Genomic DNA, 17411 nt, shown 5'->3' with positions numbered 1-17411 from the left:
TCCTCATGCTTATCCGCCCGTATCAAGAGGCCGACCGCGCCGCGGTCATTGCGCTGTGGCAGGAATGCGGCCTCACCCGGCCGTGGAACGATCCCGGCCAGGATATCGATTTCTGCGTCGGCTCGGCCGAAGCGACCCTGCTGGTGGCTGAACTGGATGGCGCCGTGATCGGCAGCGCCATGGTGGGCCATGACGGCCACCGCGCCTGGGTCTATTACCTGGCGGCCAGCCCGGCGCAGCAGCGCGGCGGTTTGGGCCGCAAGCTGATGCAGGCCGCCGAGGATTGGGCGCGGGCGCGTGGCGTGCCGAAGCTGATGCTGATGGTGCGGCCCGAGAACGAGCGCGTATGCGCCTTCTACGAACGGCTGGGCTATATCGAGGAGCCACGTATCATCTTCTCGCGGCGCCTCGACGGGCAATAGCCCTACTGCGCTCCCAGGAAATCCATCTTGCCGAGCGGCACGCCCTTATGGCGCAGGATGCCGTAGGCGGTAGTGACATGGAAATAGAAGTTCGGCAGCGAGAAGCCGAACAGGAAATTCACGCCCTTGAAATGCAGTTCGCGGCGCGGTGTCTTCAGCACGATATCGCGCTCGGCAGCATCCTCGAACGCCTTCGGATCCAGGCTTTTCAAGAACGCCACGGTCTTGGCGATGCGCTCATGCAATTCCGGGAAGCTGGTCTCGGTATCCGCCATACTCGGCGGCGTGAGACCGGCCAGCCTGGCACCGCCAGCCTTGGCTGCATCGCTCACCGACTGCACCTGACGGATCAGCGAATACATGTCCGGCGCCAGCTTCGCCTCCGCCAGTTCGGCAAGCGGGATATTGCTGGCGGCAGCAAATTCCTCAGCTTTGGTGAGAAAATAATCCAGGCGGTCGAGGCCGCGCAGATAGACCGGTACCGAGGCCTGGTACATGGAAAGCGACATGGTTTCCTCCGCTGCTTATGCTGCGGCGGAGATAGGGCTTGAAATATCAATGGTCAATCGTGACTATTAGTTAGTTTTGACAATTCTCTGTCGCGTCAACAACAAGCCACCCTCATACACAGGAATCGTTTGGGTAATTGCCTCCAGTTTATAGAAACGATTTTTAGCTATAAATTTCTCAATCCATGGAAAATCGCAACTGTAAAAAATCGTATTTTCTGCACTTCTAACAATTAGCTTATTAATTTTTATAATCTCGTCCGATTCAACCTTCTTCACTTTGTATCGAAAGTTGGAAAATTTTAAATCCACATTCTTTTTTTCAATTTTTAAATTGGGAATTATCCGAACCGCCAGATTTGGAGCCAATGGAACGATTCTATTTATAATATCAGAATCACCAGATGCTTCACTGGCGATTGGGAAATCGCTTGTAAAAAACGGGCTATCTTCCAAATTATTTATCAAAACCTCCCAACTAAAATTTCCGAACATAGATACTATTTTAATGATGTTCATTATTCCGATTGCTTGAGGATATTTTTCATCAACATCAAATCTCAAAACATTACCGTCTAGTAGTTCTCGAATTGATTTTCCTTCAAAGGCAGATGGCAATGATGGCAGCCGGTCACTTTCCGCAAGTCGAATCAGTGTAGTTTCCAATTGCTTCTTGAGAGGGTTGATATGCAACCTCATGCCAGTTGGCGAGCATGTCATAATATAAGCTATAAATCCTGCTACCACATGGATAGCATCTCTGTTTGGACAACCCTCTCTTAGAGATTCAATTGCGGTGTTATATTTTGGTTCGATAAATTTCAAATACTCCTCGATTACGCGATTGTTATCGAGGTACAGGTTAGTGCTCCCCCCTTCAATTCGGCATACATCTTCAGATTTACACTGAAATTTCAACAGGTCACTTTTTCTTATTGCGTACATTCGCCGCACAAGGGCTGGCGAGTAAAAATTTTTCAAATGAACTTGCGATATATAATGATCCCGAGGCATATGCTGCTTTATTCCACTACCTGCACCGGCTGTAAGCGAAAACCCAATGCCTGCGTCACCTTCAGGATAGTGGCAAATTCTGGGCTGCCATCGGGCGAAAGCGCCTTGTATAGACTTTCACGGCCAAGCCCGGCGGCACGCGCCACTTGGGTCATGCCCCTGGCCTTTGCAATATCGCCAAGCGCGGCAGCGATCAGGCGCGGCTCGCCATCGGCAAAGGCTGCATCCAGATAGGCCTGCTGATCCGCCTCGGTCGCGAGATACTTCGCCGCGTCGTAGCGCCGGGTCGCGGTCTTCCTGCCAGCCATGACATCTCCTAAAACTCTCTGGCCATGACGATTGCCTGCTCGATATCGCGCTGCTGCCGCCGCTTATCGCCGCCGCAAAGCAGGATGATCAACGCTTCGCCACGCCGCAAGAAATACACCCGATAGCCTGGGCCATGGTCAATGCGCAACTCGCTTACGCCCTCGCCAACCGGCCTGGCATCGCCGGCAAGGCCCAGGCTCAGTCGCCTAATACGAACCTGGATGCGGGCACGCGCCTCGCGATCCCGTAATCCGCTCAGCCATGCGACGAACATGACAGTTTCGCGGATTTCGATCATGCCCTACTGTATCCTATAAGATACAGTAGGGCAACTGCAAATCTCGCTAACCAACGTAAGCCTTCACGTTCTGGCGCTGCTCGCCCAGGCCGGCGATGCCGAGATGCACCTTGTCGCCTGCCTTGAGATAAAGCGGCGGCTTCTGGCCCATGCCGACGCCCGGCGGCGTGCCGGTGGAGATCACATCGCCCGGCTGCAGGCTCATGAACTGGCTGAGATAGCTGATCAGGTAGCGCACGCCATAGACCATGGTCTTGGTCGAGCCGTTCTGGAAGCGATGGCCGTTCACATCGCAGAACATGGCGAGGTTCTGCGGATCCGCCACCTCGTCGGCAGTCACCAGCCAGGGGCCGATAGGGCCGAAAGTGTCGCAGCTCTTGCCCTTGGTCCACTGGCCATGACGCTCGATCTGGAAGGCGCGCTCGGACACGTCGTTGATGGTGCAATAGCCGGCGACATGGCTCATCGCATCGGCTTCGCTGACATAGCGTGCCACCTTGCCGATCACCACGCCGAGTTCGACTTCCCAGTCGGTCTTGAGTGAGTTCTTCGGAATGATCAGATCATCATCCGGTCCCATGATGGCCGAAGTCGCCTTCATGAAGATGATCGGCTCCGGTGGCACGGTGGCTCCGGTCTCGGCGGCATGGTCGGAATAGTTGAGACCGATGCAGATGAACTTGCCGACGCCATTGACGCAGGCGCCGATGCGCGGATTGCCCGCCACCTTCGGCAGCGCGTTCACATCCACGCCGCGCAGCTTGGCCAGCGCATCGGGCTGCAAGGTGGCGCCATTGATATCGCCGACCACGCCGGAAAGATCGCGGATCGCGCCCTGGGCGTCGAGGATGCCCGGCTTTTCCTGGCCCAGCGGGCCATAACGCAACAGTTTCATCTACTCAATCTCCGTTGTTGAAATCTTACAGCGACCAGCCGCCATCGATCATGTGGATGGCGCCGGTGGTGAAGGAAGCCTCGTCGGAAGCAAGATAGACCGCCAGCGCGGCGATTTCCTCAGCCGTACCCAGCCGGCCCAGGGGCTGGCGGGCCACGAAAGCCTCGCGGGCTTTCTCCACGCTGCCCATGCTCTGGCCGAGCGAAGCGATGCGGTCATCGAGCGACGGCGACTGGATGGTGCCAGGACAGATGGCATTGCAGCGGATGCCCTGGCGGATGAAGTCCAGCGCAATGGCCTTGGTCAGGCCGATCACCGCCGCCTTGCTGGTGCCATAGACGAAACGGTTGCCCGCCGCTTTCACCGAGGAAGCGCCAGACGCGATATTGACGATCGACGCGCCCTTGCCGCTTTCCAGCATCGCCGGCAGCAAGGCCTTGGTCAGGCGGTACATCGAGCGCACATTGAGATTCATCGCGAAATCCCACTGCTCCTCGGTGCAATCGAGGATATTGCCGTGATGCACGAAACCGGCGCAGTTGAACAGGATATCCACTGCCCCAACCTTGGCACCGAAAGCCTTGATCGCCTCAGGGTCCAGCATGTCGAGTTTCTCGGTATGGATGCCGGGCAAGCTGCGCAATTCGCTCAGCTTGTCAGCATTCACATCGGTGGCGATCACCTTGGCGCCTTCATTGACAAAAGCAATGGCGGTAGCCCGCCCGATACCCTGCGCCGCGGCGGTGATCACCGCCGTCTTGCCCTGCAACCGCATATACGCTTCTCCTTTTGATAACCCGTGGCCCGCTCGACTTTCCAACCAGAGCAGACACATTCTCTCCCATCTGATATATCAGTTGGGCAAACTCTACCCGCTGGCGCCCCACCATGCAAGGCCAGCAGGCAAAGCCATAACCCAAGGCCGTAACGCAAGGGATGCGCCCGTCCCCTCTCTGGGTTAGGCTTGGAATACAGGCATTTTACACAGGAGCTACCGATGACCGCCGAAATCGCCGCCTACTGGCCGCAAGTGCTGAAGATGCTGACCTCGTTCGGCGGCGCGGTGCTGATCTTCATCGGCTTCTGGATCGCCGGCGGCCTCGCCCGCACCGTGCTCTACCGCGTCGCCGAACGCGACAAGCAACGCAAGGATGTGCTGGAGCTGCTGGCCTCGGCGGCACGCTGGGGCATCATCGGCTTCGGTGCCATCACCGCGCTCGGCACGCTCGGCGCCGATGTCACCGGCCTGATCGCGGGCCTTGGCCTCACCGGCTTCGCGCTCGGCTTCGCGCTGAAGGACATCCTCTCCAGCCTGATGGCCGGCATGCTGATCCTGCTCAACCGCCCCTTCGTCAGCGGCGACCGCATCATCGTTACCGGCATCGAAGGCCGCGTGGCCAAGATCGACCTGCGCTATACCGAGGTGGTGGATGATGACAACAAGCGCCACTTGATCCCGAATGCCAATGTGCTTGGCAATGTCGTGACCGTGCTGCCGGTCGCGTAATTCTATATCTGCCAACAGGAGGAGACGGACAATGATGAAAAAGGTAGCCCTGGCTCTGGCCGTGATCGTGCTGATCGTGGCCGGCGGCGTCTATTACCTGTTCTCCAATCTCGACAGCCTGGTGAAGGTGGCAATCGAGACCTACGGCACCGAAGCCACCCAGGCCCGTGTCAGCGTCGGCAAGGTGACAATCGGTCTGCGCGAAGGCAGTGGCGCCATCGCTGACCTGAAGGTTGGCAACCCGAAAGGCTTCAACACCCCGGAGGCGCTCAGCCTTGGCGATATCTCGCTGAAACTTGATACCGCGACGCTGCAACAGAACCCGATCGTGATCAAGGAAATCACCATCACGCGGCCGAAGGTGACCTACGAATACGCCAGCAGCGGCGGCAACCTGGAAACCATCCAGAAGAATACCCAGGCCTATGCGCAGAAGATGGGGGCTGGCGGCTCGAAGCCGACCGGCGCCGCCACGCCGCAGAAAGATGGCAAGCCGGAAACCAAGGTAATCATCGAGCGCCTGGTGGTGACCGGCGGCCAGATCGGCATGAGCCACGCTGCCTTGCAGGGCCGTGAACTCAGCGCCCCGCTGCCCACCATCACGCTCACCGATATCGGCAAGAGCCAGGGCGGCGCCACTCCGGCGGAAGTGGCCGAGAAAGTACTGGGCACCATCAGCCAGCAGGCCGCCCGCGTTGCCAGCGGCGAATTGCAGAAGCAACTCGGCGACCAGCTCAAAGGCGCCATCGGCGGCGCGGCAGGTGCTGCCAGCGGTGCTGCTGGTGCGGCCGGCGGTGCAGCCGACAAGCTGAAAGGCCTGCTCGGCAAGTAACCGTTTCACGTTCAGCATGGCCGGCGCATATTCCGCCGGCCATGCTCGATTTCCACATACTGCTTCTTACGACATTACTTTAAACCATTCACTGCCTGGGGATTAGAGGCACTGCTGCCGCTCCCAGGCGCTTTGTGCCAAGGCAAAATAAAATGCGTAAGGCAATCACAGACGAATTGAAAAGGCGCGGCAAAGAGGCGGTTTTTAAACTCATATTCGGTGCTGTTTTTGGTGTGATCAGCCTACTTTATATTACATATCATCCGAAATTCTCGGTAGCAGACCATATAGAACGTCTTATCCAGGAAGCTGCCGGAGCAAACGTCCACATCACTCAATTCGAGATGCTACCGCATGCTGGTGGCGCCTCCATTGAGCGTTTGGCCGTGCAAAATCCACAAGGATTCAGCCGTAATGACGCTATGGAACTCCACGGCATCGGCGTGAAGTTCGATCCAGCCTCGCTGCGCACCGGCCATCTGGTGATTCAGGAATTGACCATCCGCAAGGCAATCTATCGGTATGAGACAAGTAACCGGAACGAAAATCTTCGCAGCCTGATGCGCAACGCCATTGCCCAAGTAGACCGGCTGTATAACGCGCCGCCAAAACTCCGCGATCAGGTTTCCATGGCCACCGACGCGGCTGTCGGCACAGCCATTACCATCAACACGCTGCGCATCCTTGATGGACATATTGTCTTAACCAATGCCGCACGCTCTCAGCCAGACCTCCTGTTTCCGATACCGCCTCTGGAATTGTGGAATGTCACGCGCAATCGCCATGGCCTGTCACAACAGGAAGCAGCGGCGGAACTCGCAATGGTCCTTATTCGCCATGGTAGCCGGGCGGCCGATGCCGCCTTTCGCCAGGGCCTGCCACGAAATGCCCGGCCGGCGCGGTAGCCCGGCTTCCAGTAAGAGGGTAGACTGAGACCCGTCTCGCCCTGTTCCCGGCTCCATACAATAAAATGACCCTGACGCGTTTCCTGATCGGTGCCCTGCCGGGCACTGCGGCTTTGCTGATTGGCATCGGCATGGCGCGCTTCGGCTATACGCCGCTGATTCCGGCATTGATCCAGGATGGCTGGCTGCAGGCTTCCGAAGCCGTCTATCTCGGCGCCACCAATCTTGCCGGCTATCTGTTCGGCAGCATGCTCTCCTACCGTCTAGCCACCCGCTTCGGCCCCGGCCTGATGGTGCGGATCGCGCTGGCGCTGACCACGCTGAGCTTTGCTGTCTGCGCCTTGCCGCTCGGCTTCTGGTGGTTCGTGCCCTGGCGCTTCATGGCCGGCTTCACCGGCGCGGTGCTGATGATCGTGGCCTTGCCGATTATCCTCGGCCGCATGCCGCTGAACCGCCGCGCGCGCGCCTCCGGCGTGGTCTTCACCGGCGTCGGCATCGGTGTTGCGGCCAGCGGCAGCCTGGTGCCGAGCCTTGCCGCTTTCAGCGTCAGTGCCGTGTGGCTCGGCATGGCCTTGGTCGCCGGCAGCCTCAGCCTGATCACCTGGGCAAGCTGGGGAGCAGCCCCCACGCCCACCGCAACGGCGGAAGAGAAATCCGGCAAGCTGCTCACACGGCCGGTCGTGCTGCTGCTGCTGGCCTATGGCTTCGACTCTTTCGGCTTCGTGCCGCATACCGTGTTCTGGGTTGATTTCGTCGCGCGTGGCCTCGGCCGTGGCCTGGCCGAAGGCGGCTTCTACTGGGTCTGCTTCGGCGTCGGCGCGCTCTGCGGTCCGATTTCCGCCGGCTTCATCGCCGAGAAGCTCGGCTTCCACCGCGCCCTGATCATTGCCTTCCTGCTGAAATCCTTCGGCATCTTCCTGCCGCTGCTCAGCACCTCGGTGCCGGCGCTGATGCTCTCCCCCTTCCTTGCCGGCGCCTTCGCTCCTGGCATCTCGGCCATTCTCTCGGGCCGCGTCGCCGAACTGGTTGGCCTCACCCATCACCGCCAGGTCTGGGGCTGGATGACCGTGGCGGTGGGCGCCGCGCAGGCCGGCGGCGGCTATGGCCTGTCTTATCTCTTCACGCTGAATCATTCCTACATGCTGCAATTCCTCATCGGCGGCACGGCTTTGGCCATCGGCGCGGTGCTGGTGGCCTTGAGCGGCAGCAAGCCCCAGGCGGCGACATGATGCCAGGAACGCCATGATGGACGCTCGACTGAAAGCGGAATTGCTGGTGCAGGCGATCCTGCGGCTCTATGACCGCGACATGATCCCGGCCTATCTGCGCCGCCGTGGCGATGCCGATGCCGGCGCCGTGGCAGTGAAGATCGCACTCGACCGCACCAGCGCCCTACTGTTCACCCAGGCCCGCGATGGCGAAGGCCGCGCCGCCTGGCTCAAGACCGGGCCGCAGGACGATACCGCCATCGAGGCGATGCTGGCCAAGGCGGTGAGCCGCGACCCCGACCTCTGGATCGTCGAGGCCGAGGATGGCAAAGGCCGCTTCCCACTGGATAGCCCCATTATCGGCTGATAGACTCAGCCACAATCAACTCTGGGAGGCCCCTGTGGTCGGACCGCTCATCCTCATCGGCCTTGGCGCCCTGCTGCTGGCAAACAACTTCGACATGCTGTCGCTGGCCTTCCTGAATCAATGGTGGCCGGCGATCCTGATCATCCTCGGCGTCGGCATGCTGTTCCAGCGCCGCCGCTAAGCCGGCACTGCCTTGGCGCGTTGCTGGCGTACCAGCAGCACGATCACCGCCGCAACAATGCAGGCCACGCCCGCCAGGAAGAAAGCCGGCGTATAGCTCTGCGTCGAGGTGCGTACCAGGCCGGCGCCATAGGCGGCAGTGGCCGCACCAAGCTGATGCGCGGCAAATATCCAGCCAAATACCATGCCGACCTTCTGCGGGCCGAATATCTGCCCGGTCAGTTTCACCGTCGGCGGCACCGTGGCGATCCAGTCCAGGCCATAGAACAGTGCGAACAGCGACAGGCCGTAGAGCGTGAAATCGGAATACGGCAGCCACATCAGCGACAGGCCGCGCAGGCCGTAATACCAGAACAGCAGCTTGCGATTGTCGTAGCGATCCGACAGCCAGCCGGAAAGAATGGTGCCGACAACATCGAAGGCGCCCATCATCGCCAGCACCGAAGCCGCCGGTACGGCGCTGAGGCCGTAGTCACTGCACAGCGCGATGAAATGCGTCTGAATCAGGCCGTTGGTGGAGAGACCGCAGATGAAGAAGCTGCCGGCGAGAATCCAGAAAACCGGCTTCTGTGCTGCTTCCCACAGCACCACGAAAGGCGTTGCCAGGCTGGGCAATGGCGTGGCAACCGGCGCCGCCATCGGCGCGGTATCGCCGTAGGCTGCGAGGCCAAGATCGCTTGGCCGGTTGCGCATCAATAAGGCCACCAGCACCAGGGCTACAACACAAGCCGCCGCCACCGGAAACACCGCCGAGCGCCAGCCCCATTGTTCGATCATCCAGGCAGCGATAGGCAAGAAGGCCAATTGCCCGGTGGCGGAGCTGGCGGTGAGCAAGCCGACCACCAGGCCGCGCCGCGTGACGAACCAGCGGTTGGCGACCACGGCGCCAAGCACCAGCGCCGTCATGCCGGTGCCGAGGCCGAGCACCAGACCCCAGAGCAGAAACAGATGCCACAGGCTTTGCACCTGGGTGGCCAATGCCATGCCGCCGCCAACCAGCAGCACCGCCACGGTAATCACCTGGCGCAGACCGAAACGCTCCATCAGCAAGGCCGCCATCGGCCCCATCAGGCCGAACAGCGCGAAGCGGAAGGCCAGGCTGGAGGCGATCTCATCCGTGGTCCAGCCGAATTCCTTGCCCAAAGGCAGCAGCATCGCGCCGGGCAGGCCCAATGCTGCCGACATCACCAGCATGGTGAGGAAGGTGACCGCTGCGATCACCCAGGCATAATGGATGCCACGGCGTTGCAGCCACGGCGCGAGAGTGGCAGCCAGCATGGTTACGCGGCCTCCAGCACGGTAGCAACACCCTGGCCGCCGCCGATGCATTGCGTCGCCACGGCATAGCGCTTGCCCTCGCGCTTGAGCAACTGCGCCGCCTTGCCGGTGATGCGAGCACCGGTGGCACCCAGCGGATGGCCGATGGCAATGGCGCCGCCATCGAGATTTACCTTGGCTGGATCGACGCCGAGTTCGCGCAGGCAGGCGATGGCCTGGCTGGAAAAGGCTTCGTTGACCTCGAACAGATCGATATCCTCCACCTTCAGGCCGGCACGTTGCAGCGCCTTGCGCGTGGATGGCACCGGCCCCATGCCCATGATCTCCGGCGCGCAGCCAGCCGTGGCCACGGCGCGGATACGCGCCAGCACCGGCAGGTTATGCTTCACCGCGAAATCCTCCGAGCAGACCAGGGTAGCGGCGGCGCCATCAGTGAGCGGCGAGGCCGTGCCGGCGGTGACAGTACCATCGAAAGCCGGCTTCAGCGAAGCCAGACCTTCAAGTGTGGTCTGCGGCCGCAGGCAGCCATCGGCATCGACAACGCCATCGACGGTTTTCACCGGAATAATCTCCGCCATCAGCCTGCCGGCATTGAACGCGGCCGCTGCCTTCTGCTGCGAGGCCAGCGCGAAGGCCTCCTGCTCTGCCCGTGAGACCTTGAACTGCGCCGCGACATTCTCCGCCGTGCGGCCCATGGAAATGTAGGCCTCGACGCCGATCTCGGCATCTGGTTGCGCCTGCGACTTGAAACGCGGATTGGGCGAGAAGTTGAAGCCGCCCTGCGGCACCATGGTCATGGACTCAACACCGGCGCAGAGAAAGGCCTCCCCTGCCCCGATGGCGATCTGGCCGACGGCATAATGGATGCCGGTCATCGACGAGCCGCAGAAGCGGTTGATGGTGCCGCCGCCCAGCGTATTCGGGAAACCGGCCAGCAGCGAGGCAATGCGTGCGATATTGTTACCCTGCGCCGATTCCGGATAGGCGCAGCCCATCAGCACATCCTCGATCAGCACCGGATCGAGATCCAGGCGGTTGACCAGCCCCTTGAGAGCGATGGCAGCCAGATCATCGGGCCGCACATTGGCGAGACGGCCTTTCTTGGCAAAGTGGAACGGCGTGCGGGCATAGCCCGCGATCACAGCGTTCGTCATGATAATTCCTCCTTAAGCCACCGGCACCGGCGGCAGGTCCAGCTTGTCCAGTACGCCGCCGGCCAGGCGCGGCTGCGAACTCTGCAACTGCTCATGCGGCACGCCGAGCGGCACGGCACTGGCGGCATCCAGTGCGGCGACCTGCTCATTGCCAAGCTGCAACGAAAGCGCACCAAGCGTGCCATCAAGATGGGCCCGCGTGCGCGGCCCCAGGATCGGGATCAGGCTGGTGGTGGAATGCGCCGCCTTGGTACGCAGCCAGGCAATCGCCACATGGGTTGCCGGTACGCCCGCTTCCGCCGCCACGGCCAGCACGGTATCGAGCAAGGCCGTTTCGCGCGCCGATTTCTCGGTATGCACCAGCATGCCCAGCTTGGTCAGGCGCGAGGCATCCTGCTGCTCGCGGTATTTGCCGGTGAGGAAGCCGCCGCCGAGCGGCGACCACAAGGCAGCACCGAGGCCCAGGGCTTCCGCCATCGGCAGCAACTCGCGGTCCGGCGTGCGCTCGGCGAGGCTGTATTCCACCTGGATACCGGCGATCGGCAGCGTGTTGCGCAATTCGGCCAGCGTGGCGGCACGCGAAATGCGCCAGGCCGGGAAGTTCGAGAGGCCGGCATGCAGGATCTTGCCGCTGCGCGCCAGATCATCGAAGCCGCGCAGGATTTCCTCCATCGGCGTCTGCCCATCGGCCAGATGAGTCCAGAGCAGGTCGATGCGGTCGGTCTTGAGCCGCTTCAGGCTGTCTTCCACCGCGCGGATCATGGTCTTGCGGCTGTTGCCGGTGCGGGCCAGATCAGTCTTTGGGCCAGCGCCGAGGGTATATTTCGTCGCCAGCACGAAATAGTCGCGGTCGGCGGCGATGAAATCGCTCAGCATCGCTTCCGACTGGCCGACCTGATAGGTGTCCGCCGTATCGATAAAATTGCCGCCGGCACCGACATAGCCGTCGAATATCGCCTTGGCCTCGTCGCGCTCGGCGCCATGGCCCCAGCCGGTGCCGAAATTGCCGGTGCCCAGAGCCAGTTCCGAAACCCGCAGGCCGGTATTGCGGCCAAACAGCCTGTAACGCATCGCTCGCTCCTTCTTGGCATTTAGATGATGATCATCATATATTGACATACATGACGCACGTCATTTATCTTGTCAAGCGAGCGTTACAGGAGATTTTGCCATGCGGGTCAGCAGGGAACAGGCGGCGGAAAACCGCCAGCGCATCGTGGCGACAGCGGCCAAGCTGTTCCGCGAACGCGGCTTCGACGGCATCGGCGTTGCCGATCTGATGCGCCAGGCCGGCCTCACCCATGGCGGCTTCTACGGCCATTTCGATTCCAAGGAGGATCTGATGGCCGAGGCTTCCGCCAGCATGCTGGAAACCTCGCTGCAGCGCTGGCATGAACGCGCCGCGCGCCATCCCGATGATCCGCTCGGCGCTGTGGTGAAAGCCTATCTGCGGCCACAGCACCGCGACGAACCGGGTGCCGGCTGCGGCTTCGCGGCGCTGGCCTCCGAACTCGGCCGCCAGCCGAAAAGCCTGCGCCGTCCGATCACTGAAACCCTGCGCGGCTATTTCGACCTGCTCGGCAATCTGATCGGTGGCCGCTCGGCGGCGGCGAAGCGCAAACAGGGCATGTATGCCTTCAGCGCCATGGTCGGCGCCCTGGTCCTCGCCCGTATCGCCGAGGATGATGCGTTGTCGAAAGAGATTCTCGACAGCGTCACCGACGGCGTGACCGCCAGCCGGCAGTAGCGGGCTAACTCATTATTTCTGCTCTACTTTTCTTCTGCTACCGGCCTCACCTTCCGATGCAAAAGATATATTTCTAGATATATCTTGAATTACGATATATCTCGACTTATGTTGAGATCGTGAGGCACGGCATGGCCGGCAGCCTCGCGCCAACCCAAGAAGAAAGAACCCAAGAATGATCCACAAACTGTTCGGCCATCGTGGCCGCCGCCATCGCGGCGAAGGCCATGACATGGAAGGCGGCGAGCATGAGCATCGCGGCCCCTTCGGCCACCGCCGCCATGGCCATCGCGATGGCCGCCGCCTGTTCGATTACGGCGAACTGCGCCTGCTGCTGCTGGCGATGATCGGCGACGCACCGCGCCACGGCTATGAACTGATCAAGGCCATCGAGGAACGCTTCGGCGGCAGCTACAGCCCCAGCCCAGGCGTGATCTATCCCACGCTGGCCTGGCTCGACGATATGAGCTATGCCCGCATCGAAGCCGAGGCAGGCAGCCGCAAGCGCTATCACATCACGCCGGAAGGCGAAGCCTTCCTCACCGCCAACCGCGCGGCGGTGGATGCATTGCTCAGCCGCCAGGGCAGCAGCGAAGGCCGTGGCAGCGTGCCGGCACCGGTGGTGCGGGCAATGGAAAACCTGAAGCTGGCCCTGCGCCTGCGTCTGCGCCAAGGCCCGCTGGATGCGGCAGCGGCGGAAAAGATCGCCTCGGCACTGGATGCCGCAACCCAAGTAGTCGAGCGGGGCTGAGGTGAGCGGAGCTAACCAGCTCCACCCCTGCCCTCATTTGACCGACTTGGCGTAAATCTCAGGCTTGAAGCCGGCGAGCGGCGCCTTGCCGCTCTGCTCCAGGATCGGCCGCTTGATCATGCTGGGCTGGGCCAGCATCAGCTTGATCGCCTTCGCTTCGGTGAGATTCTCGCGGTCGGCATCCGGCAGCTTGCGGAAAGTGGTGCCGGCACGGTTCAGCACCGTCTCCCAGCCCAGTGCCTTGCACCACCGTTCCAGGCTCGCCTTGTCGATGCCGGCGGCCTTGTAATCATGGAAAGCATATTTCACGCCCTGGCCATCCAGCCAGGTGAAGGCCTTCTTCATGGTGTCGCAATTCTTGATGCCATAAATGGTGGTGCTCATGGCGCCCTCCTGTACCGGCCCTCAGTATAGGGGCCGCTATATCGGCCCGGCAGGGCTTGCGTCAACCCATCATTTCGGCTGCCTGGCCAGCCACGCAGCAAAGCTGATCGCGCCACGCCGCGCGTCAGTTTCCGGCACCAGCGACCGTTCGGCCAGATCGATGCCGAAATACTGCGCGGCGGGATCGATCACAATGCGCTGCGCCTTACCTTGGGCGGCAAAATAGCTCTGTGCGAAATCCGCCATGGGCGCCGCCTCGGGGCCGCCGAGTTCGATCATGCCATGTTCGATCATGCCCTGGGCCGGTGCTGCCAGCACCACATCCGCCAGCGTCTGTGCCATGTCATCCGCCGCCACCGGCTGCAACAGAGCCGGCGGCAAATGCACCGCGCCATCCTTCATGCCACCAGCCACGATGGCGCCGACGAATTCATGGAACTGCGTCGCGCGCAGGATCGTGCAGGGGAGCCCGGCAGCCGCCAGAGTCTGCTCCTGCACCAGCTTGGCACGGAAATAACCGCCCTGCTGCAGCCGCTCGGTGCCAACCACCGACAACGCGACTAGATGCTTCACTCCGGCAGTCTTTGCGGCAGCGGCCAGATTGCGGCTGGAGCGGGTGAAGAAATCGAGCACCGGCGCATCCTCGAAGCTCGGCGCGTTGGCGCTGTCCACCACCACATCGGCACCGGCCAGGGCTGCCGCCAGCCCCTCACCGGTCACGGCATTCACACCGCGCGACGGCGAGGCCACTGCAACCTCATGGCCGGCCTGGGCCAGCAGTTTCACAAGGCGCGAGCCGATCAGGCCGCTGCCACCGATAACCACCACTTTCATCACACACTCCCATTACACGCGGCACAGGATCGTACCGCTTCCATGCCCTAAAGACGGGCCGGAAGGTCGGGTTGTGACAGGGGTGAGCTAAAAATTAAGCCGCAAGGCTGGCGGCGAGAGCACGGCCAATTTCGGCAAAAGCGGCATTGCGGACATCAAACGACGCCTTGGTCTCTGTCATGTACAGGCTGGCGATTACGGGCTTGCTTCCTGGAGGCCAGATCAAGGCGATGTCGTTCATGGTGCCGAAGTCGCCGCCGCCTGTTTTGTCGCCGATGCGCCAGGATTTTGGCAGGCCGGCGCGCAGCTTGGCATCGCCGGTACGGTTCGCCACCAGCCATTCGACAAACTGCACGCGGGAAACTGGTGAGAGCCGGTCACCCAGTGCCAGGGCCTGAAGGCTGGCTGCCATGGCCGCCGGTGACGTCGTGTCGCGCGGATCACCCGGTTTAGCCTCGTTCAGTGCCGTCTCGCGGCGGTCCAACCGCGTCACCGCATCGCCCAAGCCACGCGCAAAATCGGTTACGCCGCCAGGACCACCCAGGCTGTCGATCAGGATATTACCAGCGGTATTGTCACTCTGCGTCACGGCCGCGATGCAGACCTCAGCCAACGTCATGCCGGTGCCGCCGATGCGGGTCTCGGTCACCGGCGAATAGCTAACGATATCCTCACGGCTGATGACAATGCGCCGGTCGAGCTTTTCCTGCCCGGCATCCACCCGCGCCAGGATGGCGCCGCAGGCCAGCGCCTTGAAGGTACTGCACATCGGAAACCGCTCATTGGCGCGATGCTGCCACAAGCGATTGCTTTGGGTATCGAGGAGATAGGCGCCAAACCGGGCACCTAAACGCTGCTCGATTTCCGGCAGCAGCTTCGCCAGTGCATCGCCGCGCGCCAAACCACGGCGGGGCAGCAATATCGCCGCCGAGGCGGCGATAAAAGCACCACGGCGCGTGAAACTCATTGTCTCAGCCCTTGTAGGTGATCTTCACCTTGTCGGCGGCGGCCTTCGCCGCCGCGCGGGCCTGGTCGGTGCTGCCATCGCGCAGCAAGGCCAGCGCCACGCCCATGCGGCGATAAGGCCGCGTGGTCGGCTTGTTGAAAATGCGGATATCGAGATCGATACCGGCAGCCGCCGGCTTGAGCGCCTCGGCGACACCCTCGAAGCCGAACTCGGTGGCATCGCGATCTGCCAGGATCACGGCGGAGGCGCTGGCGCCGTATTGCGTGATGCTGGGGATCGGCAGGCCGAGGATGGCGCGGGCATGGAGGTCAAACTCAGTGAGGTTCTGCGAGATCAACGTCACCATGCCGGTATCATGCGGGCGCGGCGAAAGCTCGGAGAAGATCACGGCATCGTCCTTGACGAAGAACTCGACGCCGAACAGGCCATAGCCGCCGAGATTATCCACCACCGCCTTGGCCTGGCGTTGTGCCTCGGTCACCGCCTTGGCCGACATCGGCGTCGGCTGCCAGCTTTCCTGGTAGTCGCCGCGCTCCTGGCGATGGCCGATCGGCGGGCAGAACACCACGCCATCGCGGGTGCGGATGGTGAGCAGGGTGATTTCGTAGTCGAAGTCGATGAAGCCTTCGACGATGACGCGCTTGCGGTCGCCGCGCATGCCGGCCACGGCATAATCCCAGGCCTTATCGACTTCCGCTTCCAGCCGCACCGTGCTCTGGCCTTTGCCCGATGACGACATCACCGGCTTGACCACGCAGGGCAGACCGATCTGCGTCACCGCCGCGCGCATCTCATCCAGGCTTTCGGCATAGGTGAATTTCGAGGTCGGCAGGCTGAGTTCATTGGCGGCAACATCGCGGATGCGGTCGCGGTTCATGGTCATCACCGTGGCGCGCGCCGAAGGCACCACCTTCTGGCCCTTCTCTTCATACTCCTTCAGCACCTCGGTGCGGATTGCCTCGACTTCAGGCACGACGAAATCCGGCTTGTGCTTGTCGATGGCGGCCGAGAGCGCGGCGCCATCCAGCATCGAGAACACCTCGAATGCATCCGCCACCTGCATCGCCGGTGCCTTCGGGTAGGAATCGCAGGCGATGACATAGGCACCGAGCCGCTTGGCGGAAATCACGAATTCGCGACCCAGTTCACCCGAACCGAGCAGCAGGATCTTGGCAATCGGCGTCATAGCATGGCTCCCAGCATTTGGTTCGCCAGGAATAGCCCAGGCGCGGCCTCATCCGCCAGCCACCGGAGGCCGGAAGCAGGCTTAATCCACAGGCTTTTCACCAAGGGCCGCCTCCACCGCGAGATTGAGTTCGCGCAACAGAACGGCAAGCTGGGCGCGCTTGCGCGGCTCCATCGCCGCAAGGAAAGCCGCCTCATTCGCCATGTCCTGACGAAATGCAGCCTCTGCGCGTTGCTGGCCTTCGCGGGTCAGTTCCACCGCCAGGCTGCGGCCATCCTGCTGCGACGGCACGCGGCGGACCAGGCCGGCCTGTTCCAGCCGGCCAAGACGGTGCGTCAAACTGCCGGAGGCGATCATCAGCGCACGATAAAGCTCGGTCGGCGTCAGCCTGTAAGGCGGCCCAGCCCGGCGCAGGGTGGCAATCACATCGAATTCACCGCGATCCAGGCCATGCGCGGCAAAAGTCGCCTCGATGGATGGCGTCACCAGCCGCGACAGCCGGTAGGCCCGGCCCAAAATTTCCATCGGCGCCGTGTCGAGGTCGGGCAACTCGCGCGCCCATTGCCGGCGGATGCGGTCGACATGGTCTTCACCGGTGCGATGCTTCGGGACTGGGTTATCAGTGGCTGGCTTGCTGGTCACGGCATACCCTCGGTTCGTGGAT

At 61.7% G+C, this 17411-nt stretch carries 23 protein-coding genes; 9 read left to right on the top strand and 14 right to left on the bottom strand.

All coding sequences use genetic code 11. The features are described from left to right. The first annotated feature begins 5 nt into the window (after positions 1-5). Positions 6-422, top strand: a complete 417-nt coding sequence (locus tag ACQY7X_RS16480) for a GNAT family acetyltransferase (RefSeq protein ID WP_428246506.1) — start codon at positions 6-8, stop codon at positions 420-422. Between the two features lie 2 nt (positions 423-424). Here ACQY7X_RS16480 and ACQY7X_RS16475 read toward each other — a convergent pair whose 3' ends face one another. The 6 genes from ACQY7X_RS16475 to ACQY7X_RS16450 form a co-directional block, all read right to left on the bottom strand. Beyond that, positions 425-931 (bottom strand): DUF1993 domain-containing protein, encoded by a 507-nt coding sequence (locus ACQY7X_RS16475; RefSeq protein WP_428246505.1) that lies wholly within the window; start codon positions 929-931, stop codon positions 425-427. 66 nt (positions 932-997) lie between these two features. Then, entirely contained in the window at positions 998-1945 is a 948-nt protein-coding gene (locus tag ACQY7X_RS16470; protein ID WP_428246504.1) for a DUF4238 domain-containing protein, read from the bottom strand. A gap of 8 nt (positions 1946-1953) precedes the next feature. Further along, entirely contained in the window at positions 1954-2253 is a 300-nt protein-coding gene (locus ACQY7X_RS16465) for an addiction module antidote protein (RefSeq protein ID WP_428246503.1), read from the bottom strand. Positions 2254-2261: 8 nt separating this feature from the next. Then, positions 2262-2552 (bottom strand): type II toxin-antitoxin system RelE/ParE family toxin, encoded by a 291-nt coding sequence (locus ACQY7X_RS16460; RefSeq protein WP_428246502.1) that lies wholly within the window; start codon positions 2550-2552, stop codon positions 2262-2264. 46 nt (positions 2553-2598) lie between these two features. Continuing rightward, positions 2599-3447, bottom strand: coding sequence for a fumarylacetoacetate hydrolase family protein (locus ACQY7X_RS16455; protein ID WP_428246501.1), 849 nt, complete (start codon positions 3445-3447; stop codon positions 2599-2601). Positions 3448-3472: 25 nt separating this feature from the next. Then, the gene (locus ACQY7X_RS16450) at positions 3473-4222 is read right to left on the bottom strand and encodes an SDR family oxidoreductase (RefSeq protein WP_428246500.1); all 750 of its coding nucleotides are present in this window, start codon (positions 4220-4222) and stop codon (positions 3473-3475) included. A 222-nt stretch (positions 4223-4444) separates the two neighbouring features. Between ACQY7X_RS16450 and ACQY7X_RS16445 the strand changes: the two genes are divergently transcribed. The 6 genes from ACQY7X_RS16445 (at position 4445) to ACQY7X_RS16420 (ending at position 8447) form a co-directional block, all read left to right on the top strand. Beyond that, positions 4445-4954 carry a mechanosensitive ion channel family protein gene (locus ACQY7X_RS16445; protein ID WP_428246499.1) on the top strand — a complete coding sequence of 170 codons (510 nt, stop codon included), beginning with the start codon at positions 4445-4447 and terminating at the stop codon, positions 4952-4954. Between the two features lie 31 nt (positions 4955-4985). Then, positions 4986-5786 (top strand): hypothetical protein, encoded by an 801-nt coding sequence (locus tag ACQY7X_RS16440; RefSeq protein ID WP_428246498.1) that lies wholly within the window; start codon positions 4986-4988, stop codon positions 5784-5786. A 152-nt stretch (positions 5787-5938) separates the two neighbouring features. Then, positions 5939-6691 carry a hypothetical protein gene (locus tag ACQY7X_RS16435; RefSeq protein WP_428246497.1) on the top strand — a complete coding sequence of 251 codons (753 nt, stop codon included), beginning with the start codon at positions 5939-5941 and terminating at the stop codon, positions 6689-6691. Positions 6692-6756: 65 nt separating this feature from the next. Beyond that, positions 6757-7920 carry a YbfB/YjiJ family MFS transporter gene (locus tag ACQY7X_RS16430; RefSeq protein ID WP_428246496.1) on the top strand — a complete coding sequence of 388 codons (1164 nt, stop codon included), beginning with the start codon at positions 6757-6759 and terminating at the stop codon, positions 7918-7920. Between the two features lie 13 nt (positions 7921-7933). After that, positions 7934-8266, top strand: a complete 333-nt coding sequence (locus ACQY7X_RS16425) for a DUF1491 family protein (protein ID WP_428246495.1) — start codon at positions 7934-7936, stop codon at positions 8264-8266. A gap of 34 nt (positions 8267-8300) precedes the next feature. Then, positions 8301-8447 (top strand): LiaI-LiaF-like domain-containing protein, encoded by a 147-nt coding sequence (locus ACQY7X_RS16420; protein ID WP_341984647.1) that lies wholly within the window; start codon positions 8301-8303, stop codon positions 8445-8447. Here ACQY7X_RS16420 and ACQY7X_RS16415 read toward each other — a convergent pair. Genes ACQY7X_RS16415 through ACQY7X_RS16405 form a run of 3 tightly spaced genes read right to left on the bottom strand, consistent with a single transcriptional unit; the run spans position 8444 to position 11949 of the window. After that, positions 8444-9724 (bottom strand): MFS transporter, encoded by a 1281-nt coding sequence (locus tag ACQY7X_RS16415; RefSeq protein WP_428246494.1) that lies wholly within the window; start codon positions 9722-9724, stop codon positions 8444-8446. The two genes, ACQY7X_RS16420 and ACQY7X_RS16415, sit on opposite strands and share 4 nt — an antisense overlap. A 2-nt stretch (positions 9725-9726) precedes the next feature. Beyond that, positions 9727-10878, bottom strand: a complete 1152-nt coding sequence (locus ACQY7X_RS16410) for a thiolase family protein (protein ID WP_428246493.1) — start codon at positions 10876-10878, stop codon at positions 9727-9729. Between the two features lie 12 nt (positions 10879-10890). Continuing rightward, positions 10891-11949 carry an aldo/keto reductase gene (locus tag ACQY7X_RS16405; protein WP_428246492.1) on the bottom strand — a complete coding sequence of 353 codons (1059 nt, stop codon included), beginning with the start codon at positions 11947-11949 and terminating at the stop codon, positions 10891-10893. 100 nt (positions 11950-12049) lie between these two features. On the opposite strand from ACQY7X_RS16405, the gene ACQY7X_RS16400 reads away from it, so the two are divergent. Both ACQY7X_RS16400 and ACQY7X_RS16395 read left to right on the top strand, forming a co-directional pair. Continuing rightward, positions 12050-12625, top strand: coding sequence for a TetR/AcrR family transcriptional regulator (locus ACQY7X_RS16400; protein WP_428246491.1), 576 nt, complete (start codon positions 12050-12052; stop codon positions 12623-12625). Positions 12626-12800: 175 nt separating this feature from the next. Continuing rightward, on the top strand, positions 12801-13376 hold the full coding sequence (locus ACQY7X_RS16395; protein WP_428246490.1) for a PadR family transcriptional regulator: 576 nt from the start codon (positions 12801-12803) through the stop codon (positions 13374-13376). A 33-nt stretch (positions 13377-13409) separates the two neighbouring features. On the opposite strand, the gene ACQY7X_RS16390 is transcribed toward ACQY7X_RS16395, so the two are convergent. The 5 genes from ACQY7X_RS16390 to ACQY7X_RS16370 form a co-directional block, all read right to left on the bottom strand. Next, positions 13410-13760: an ArsC family reductase gene (locus tag ACQY7X_RS16390; protein ID WP_428246489.1), complete on the bottom strand. Its 351-nt coding sequence runs from the start codon at positions 13758-13760 to the stop codon at positions 13410-13412. Positions 13761-13829: 69 nt separating this feature from the next. Then, positions 13830-14594 (bottom strand): SDR family oxidoreductase, encoded by a 765-nt coding sequence (locus ACQY7X_RS16385; RefSeq protein ID WP_428246488.1) that lies wholly within the window; start codon positions 14592-14594, stop codon positions 13830-13832. A 94-nt stretch (positions 14595-14688) separates the two neighbouring features. Next, entirely contained in the window at positions 14689-15561 is an 873-nt protein-coding gene (gene bla / locus ACQY7X_RS16380; protein ID WP_428246487.1) for a class A beta-lactamase, read from the bottom strand. 4 nt (positions 15562-15565) lie between these two features. After that, positions 15566-16747 (bottom strand): formate-dependent phosphoribosylglycinamide formyltransferase, encoded by a 1182-nt coding sequence (gene purT, locus ACQY7X_RS16375; protein ID WP_428246486.1) that lies wholly within the window; start codon positions 16745-16747, stop codon positions 15566-15568. 81 nt (positions 16748-16828) lie between these two features. Further along, the gene (locus ACQY7X_RS16370; RefSeq protein WP_428246485.1) at positions 16829-17389 is read right to left on the bottom strand and encodes a MarR family winged helix-turn-helix transcriptional regulator; all 561 of its coding nucleotides are present in this window, start codon (positions 17387-17389) and stop codon (positions 16829-16831) included. Between the last annotated feature and the right edge of the window lie 22 nt (positions 17390-17411).

The sequence above is a fragment of the Ferrovibrio sp. genome (genome assembly GCF_965278975.1).
GTDB lineage: Bacteria > Pseudomonadota > Alphaproteobacteria > Ferrovibrionales > Ferrovibrionaceae > Ferrovibrio.
The sequence above is the reverse complement of the archived record's forward strand: the minus strand, read 5'-3'. Positions and strand labels throughout refer to the sequence as shown.

Coding starts and splice junctions, on each gene's coding strand:
- ACQY7X_RS16415 (WP_428246494.1), bottom strand. CDS start 9,724: ATGCTGGCTGCCACTCTCGCGCCGTGGCTGCAACGCCGTGGCATCCAT.
- ACQY7X_RS16430 (WP_428246496.1), top strand. CDS start 6,757: ATGACCCTGACGCGTTTCCTGATCGGTGCCCTGCCGGGCACTGCGGCT.
- ACQY7X_RS16405 (WP_428246492.1), bottom strand. CDS start 11,949: ATGCGTTACAGGCTGTTTGGCCGCAATACCGGCCTGCGGGTTTCGGAA.
- ACQY7X_RS16480 (WP_428246506.1), top strand. CDS start 6: ATGCTTATCCGCCCGTATCAAGAGGCCGACCGCGCCGCGGTCATTGCG.
- ACQY7X_RS16440 (WP_428246498.1), top strand. CDS start 4,986: ATGATGAAAAAGGTAGCCCTGGCTCTGGCCGTGATCGTGCTGATCGTG.
- ACQY7X_RS16435 (WP_428246497.1), top strand. CDS start 5,939: ATGCGTAAGGCAATCACAGACGAATTGAAAAGGCGCGGCAAAGAGGCG.
- ACQY7X_RS16390 (WP_428246489.1), bottom strand. CDS start 13,760: ATGAGCACCACCATTTATGGCATCAAGAATTGCGACACCATGAAGAAG.
- ACQY7X_RS16465 (WP_428246503.1), bottom strand. CDS start 2,253: ATGGCTGGCAGGAAGACCGCGACCCGGCGCTACGACGCGGCGAAGTAT.
- ACQY7X_RS16445 (WP_428246499.1), top strand. CDS start 4,445: ATGACCGCCGAAATCGCCGCCTACTGGCCGCAAGTGCTGAAGATGCTG.
- ACQY7X_RS16455 (WP_428246501.1), bottom strand. CDS start 3,447: ATGAAACTGTTGCGTTATGGCCCGCTGGGCCAGGAAAAGCCGGGCATC.
- ACQY7X_RS16425 (WP_428246495.1), top strand. CDS start 7,934: ATGATGGACGCTCGACTGAAAGCGGAATTGCTGGTGCAGGCGATCCTG.
- bla (WP_428246487.1), bottom strand. CDS start 15,561: ATGAGTTTCACGCGCCGTGGTGCTTTTATCGCCGCCTCGGCGGCGATA.
- ACQY7X_RS16470 (WP_428246504.1), bottom strand. CDS start 1,945: ATGCCTCGGGATCATTATATATCGCAAGTTCATTTGAAAAATTTTTAC.
- ACQY7X_RS16400 (WP_428246491.1), top strand. CDS start 12,050: ATGCGGGTCAGCAGGGAACAGGCGGCGGAAAACCGCCAGCGCATCGTG.
- ACQY7X_RS16410 (WP_428246493.1), bottom strand. CDS start 10,878: ATGACGAACGCTGTGATCGCGGGCTATGCCCGCACGCCGTTCCACTTT.
- purT (WP_428246486.1), bottom strand. CDS start 16,747: ATGACGCCGATTGCCAAGATCCTGCTGCTCGGTTCGGGTGAACTGGGT.
- ACQY7X_RS16395 (WP_428246490.1), top strand. CDS start 12,801: ATGATCCACAAACTGTTCGGCCATCGTGGCCGCCGCCATCGCGGCGAA.
- ACQY7X_RS16460 (WP_428246502.1), bottom strand. CDS start 2,552: ATGATCGAAATCCGCGAAACTGTCATGTTCGTCGCATGGCTGAGCGGA.
- ACQY7X_RS16475 (WP_428246505.1), bottom strand. CDS start 931: ATGTCGCTTTCCATGTACCAGGCCTCGGTACCGGTCTATCTGCGCGGC.
- ACQY7X_RS16385 (WP_428246488.1), bottom strand. CDS start 14,594: ATGAAAGTGGTGGTTATCGGTGGCAGCGGCCTGATCGGCTCGCGCCTT.
- ACQY7X_RS16450 (WP_428246500.1), bottom strand. CDS start 4,222: ATGCGGTTGCAGGGCAAGACGGCGGTGATCACCGCCGCGGCGCAGGGT.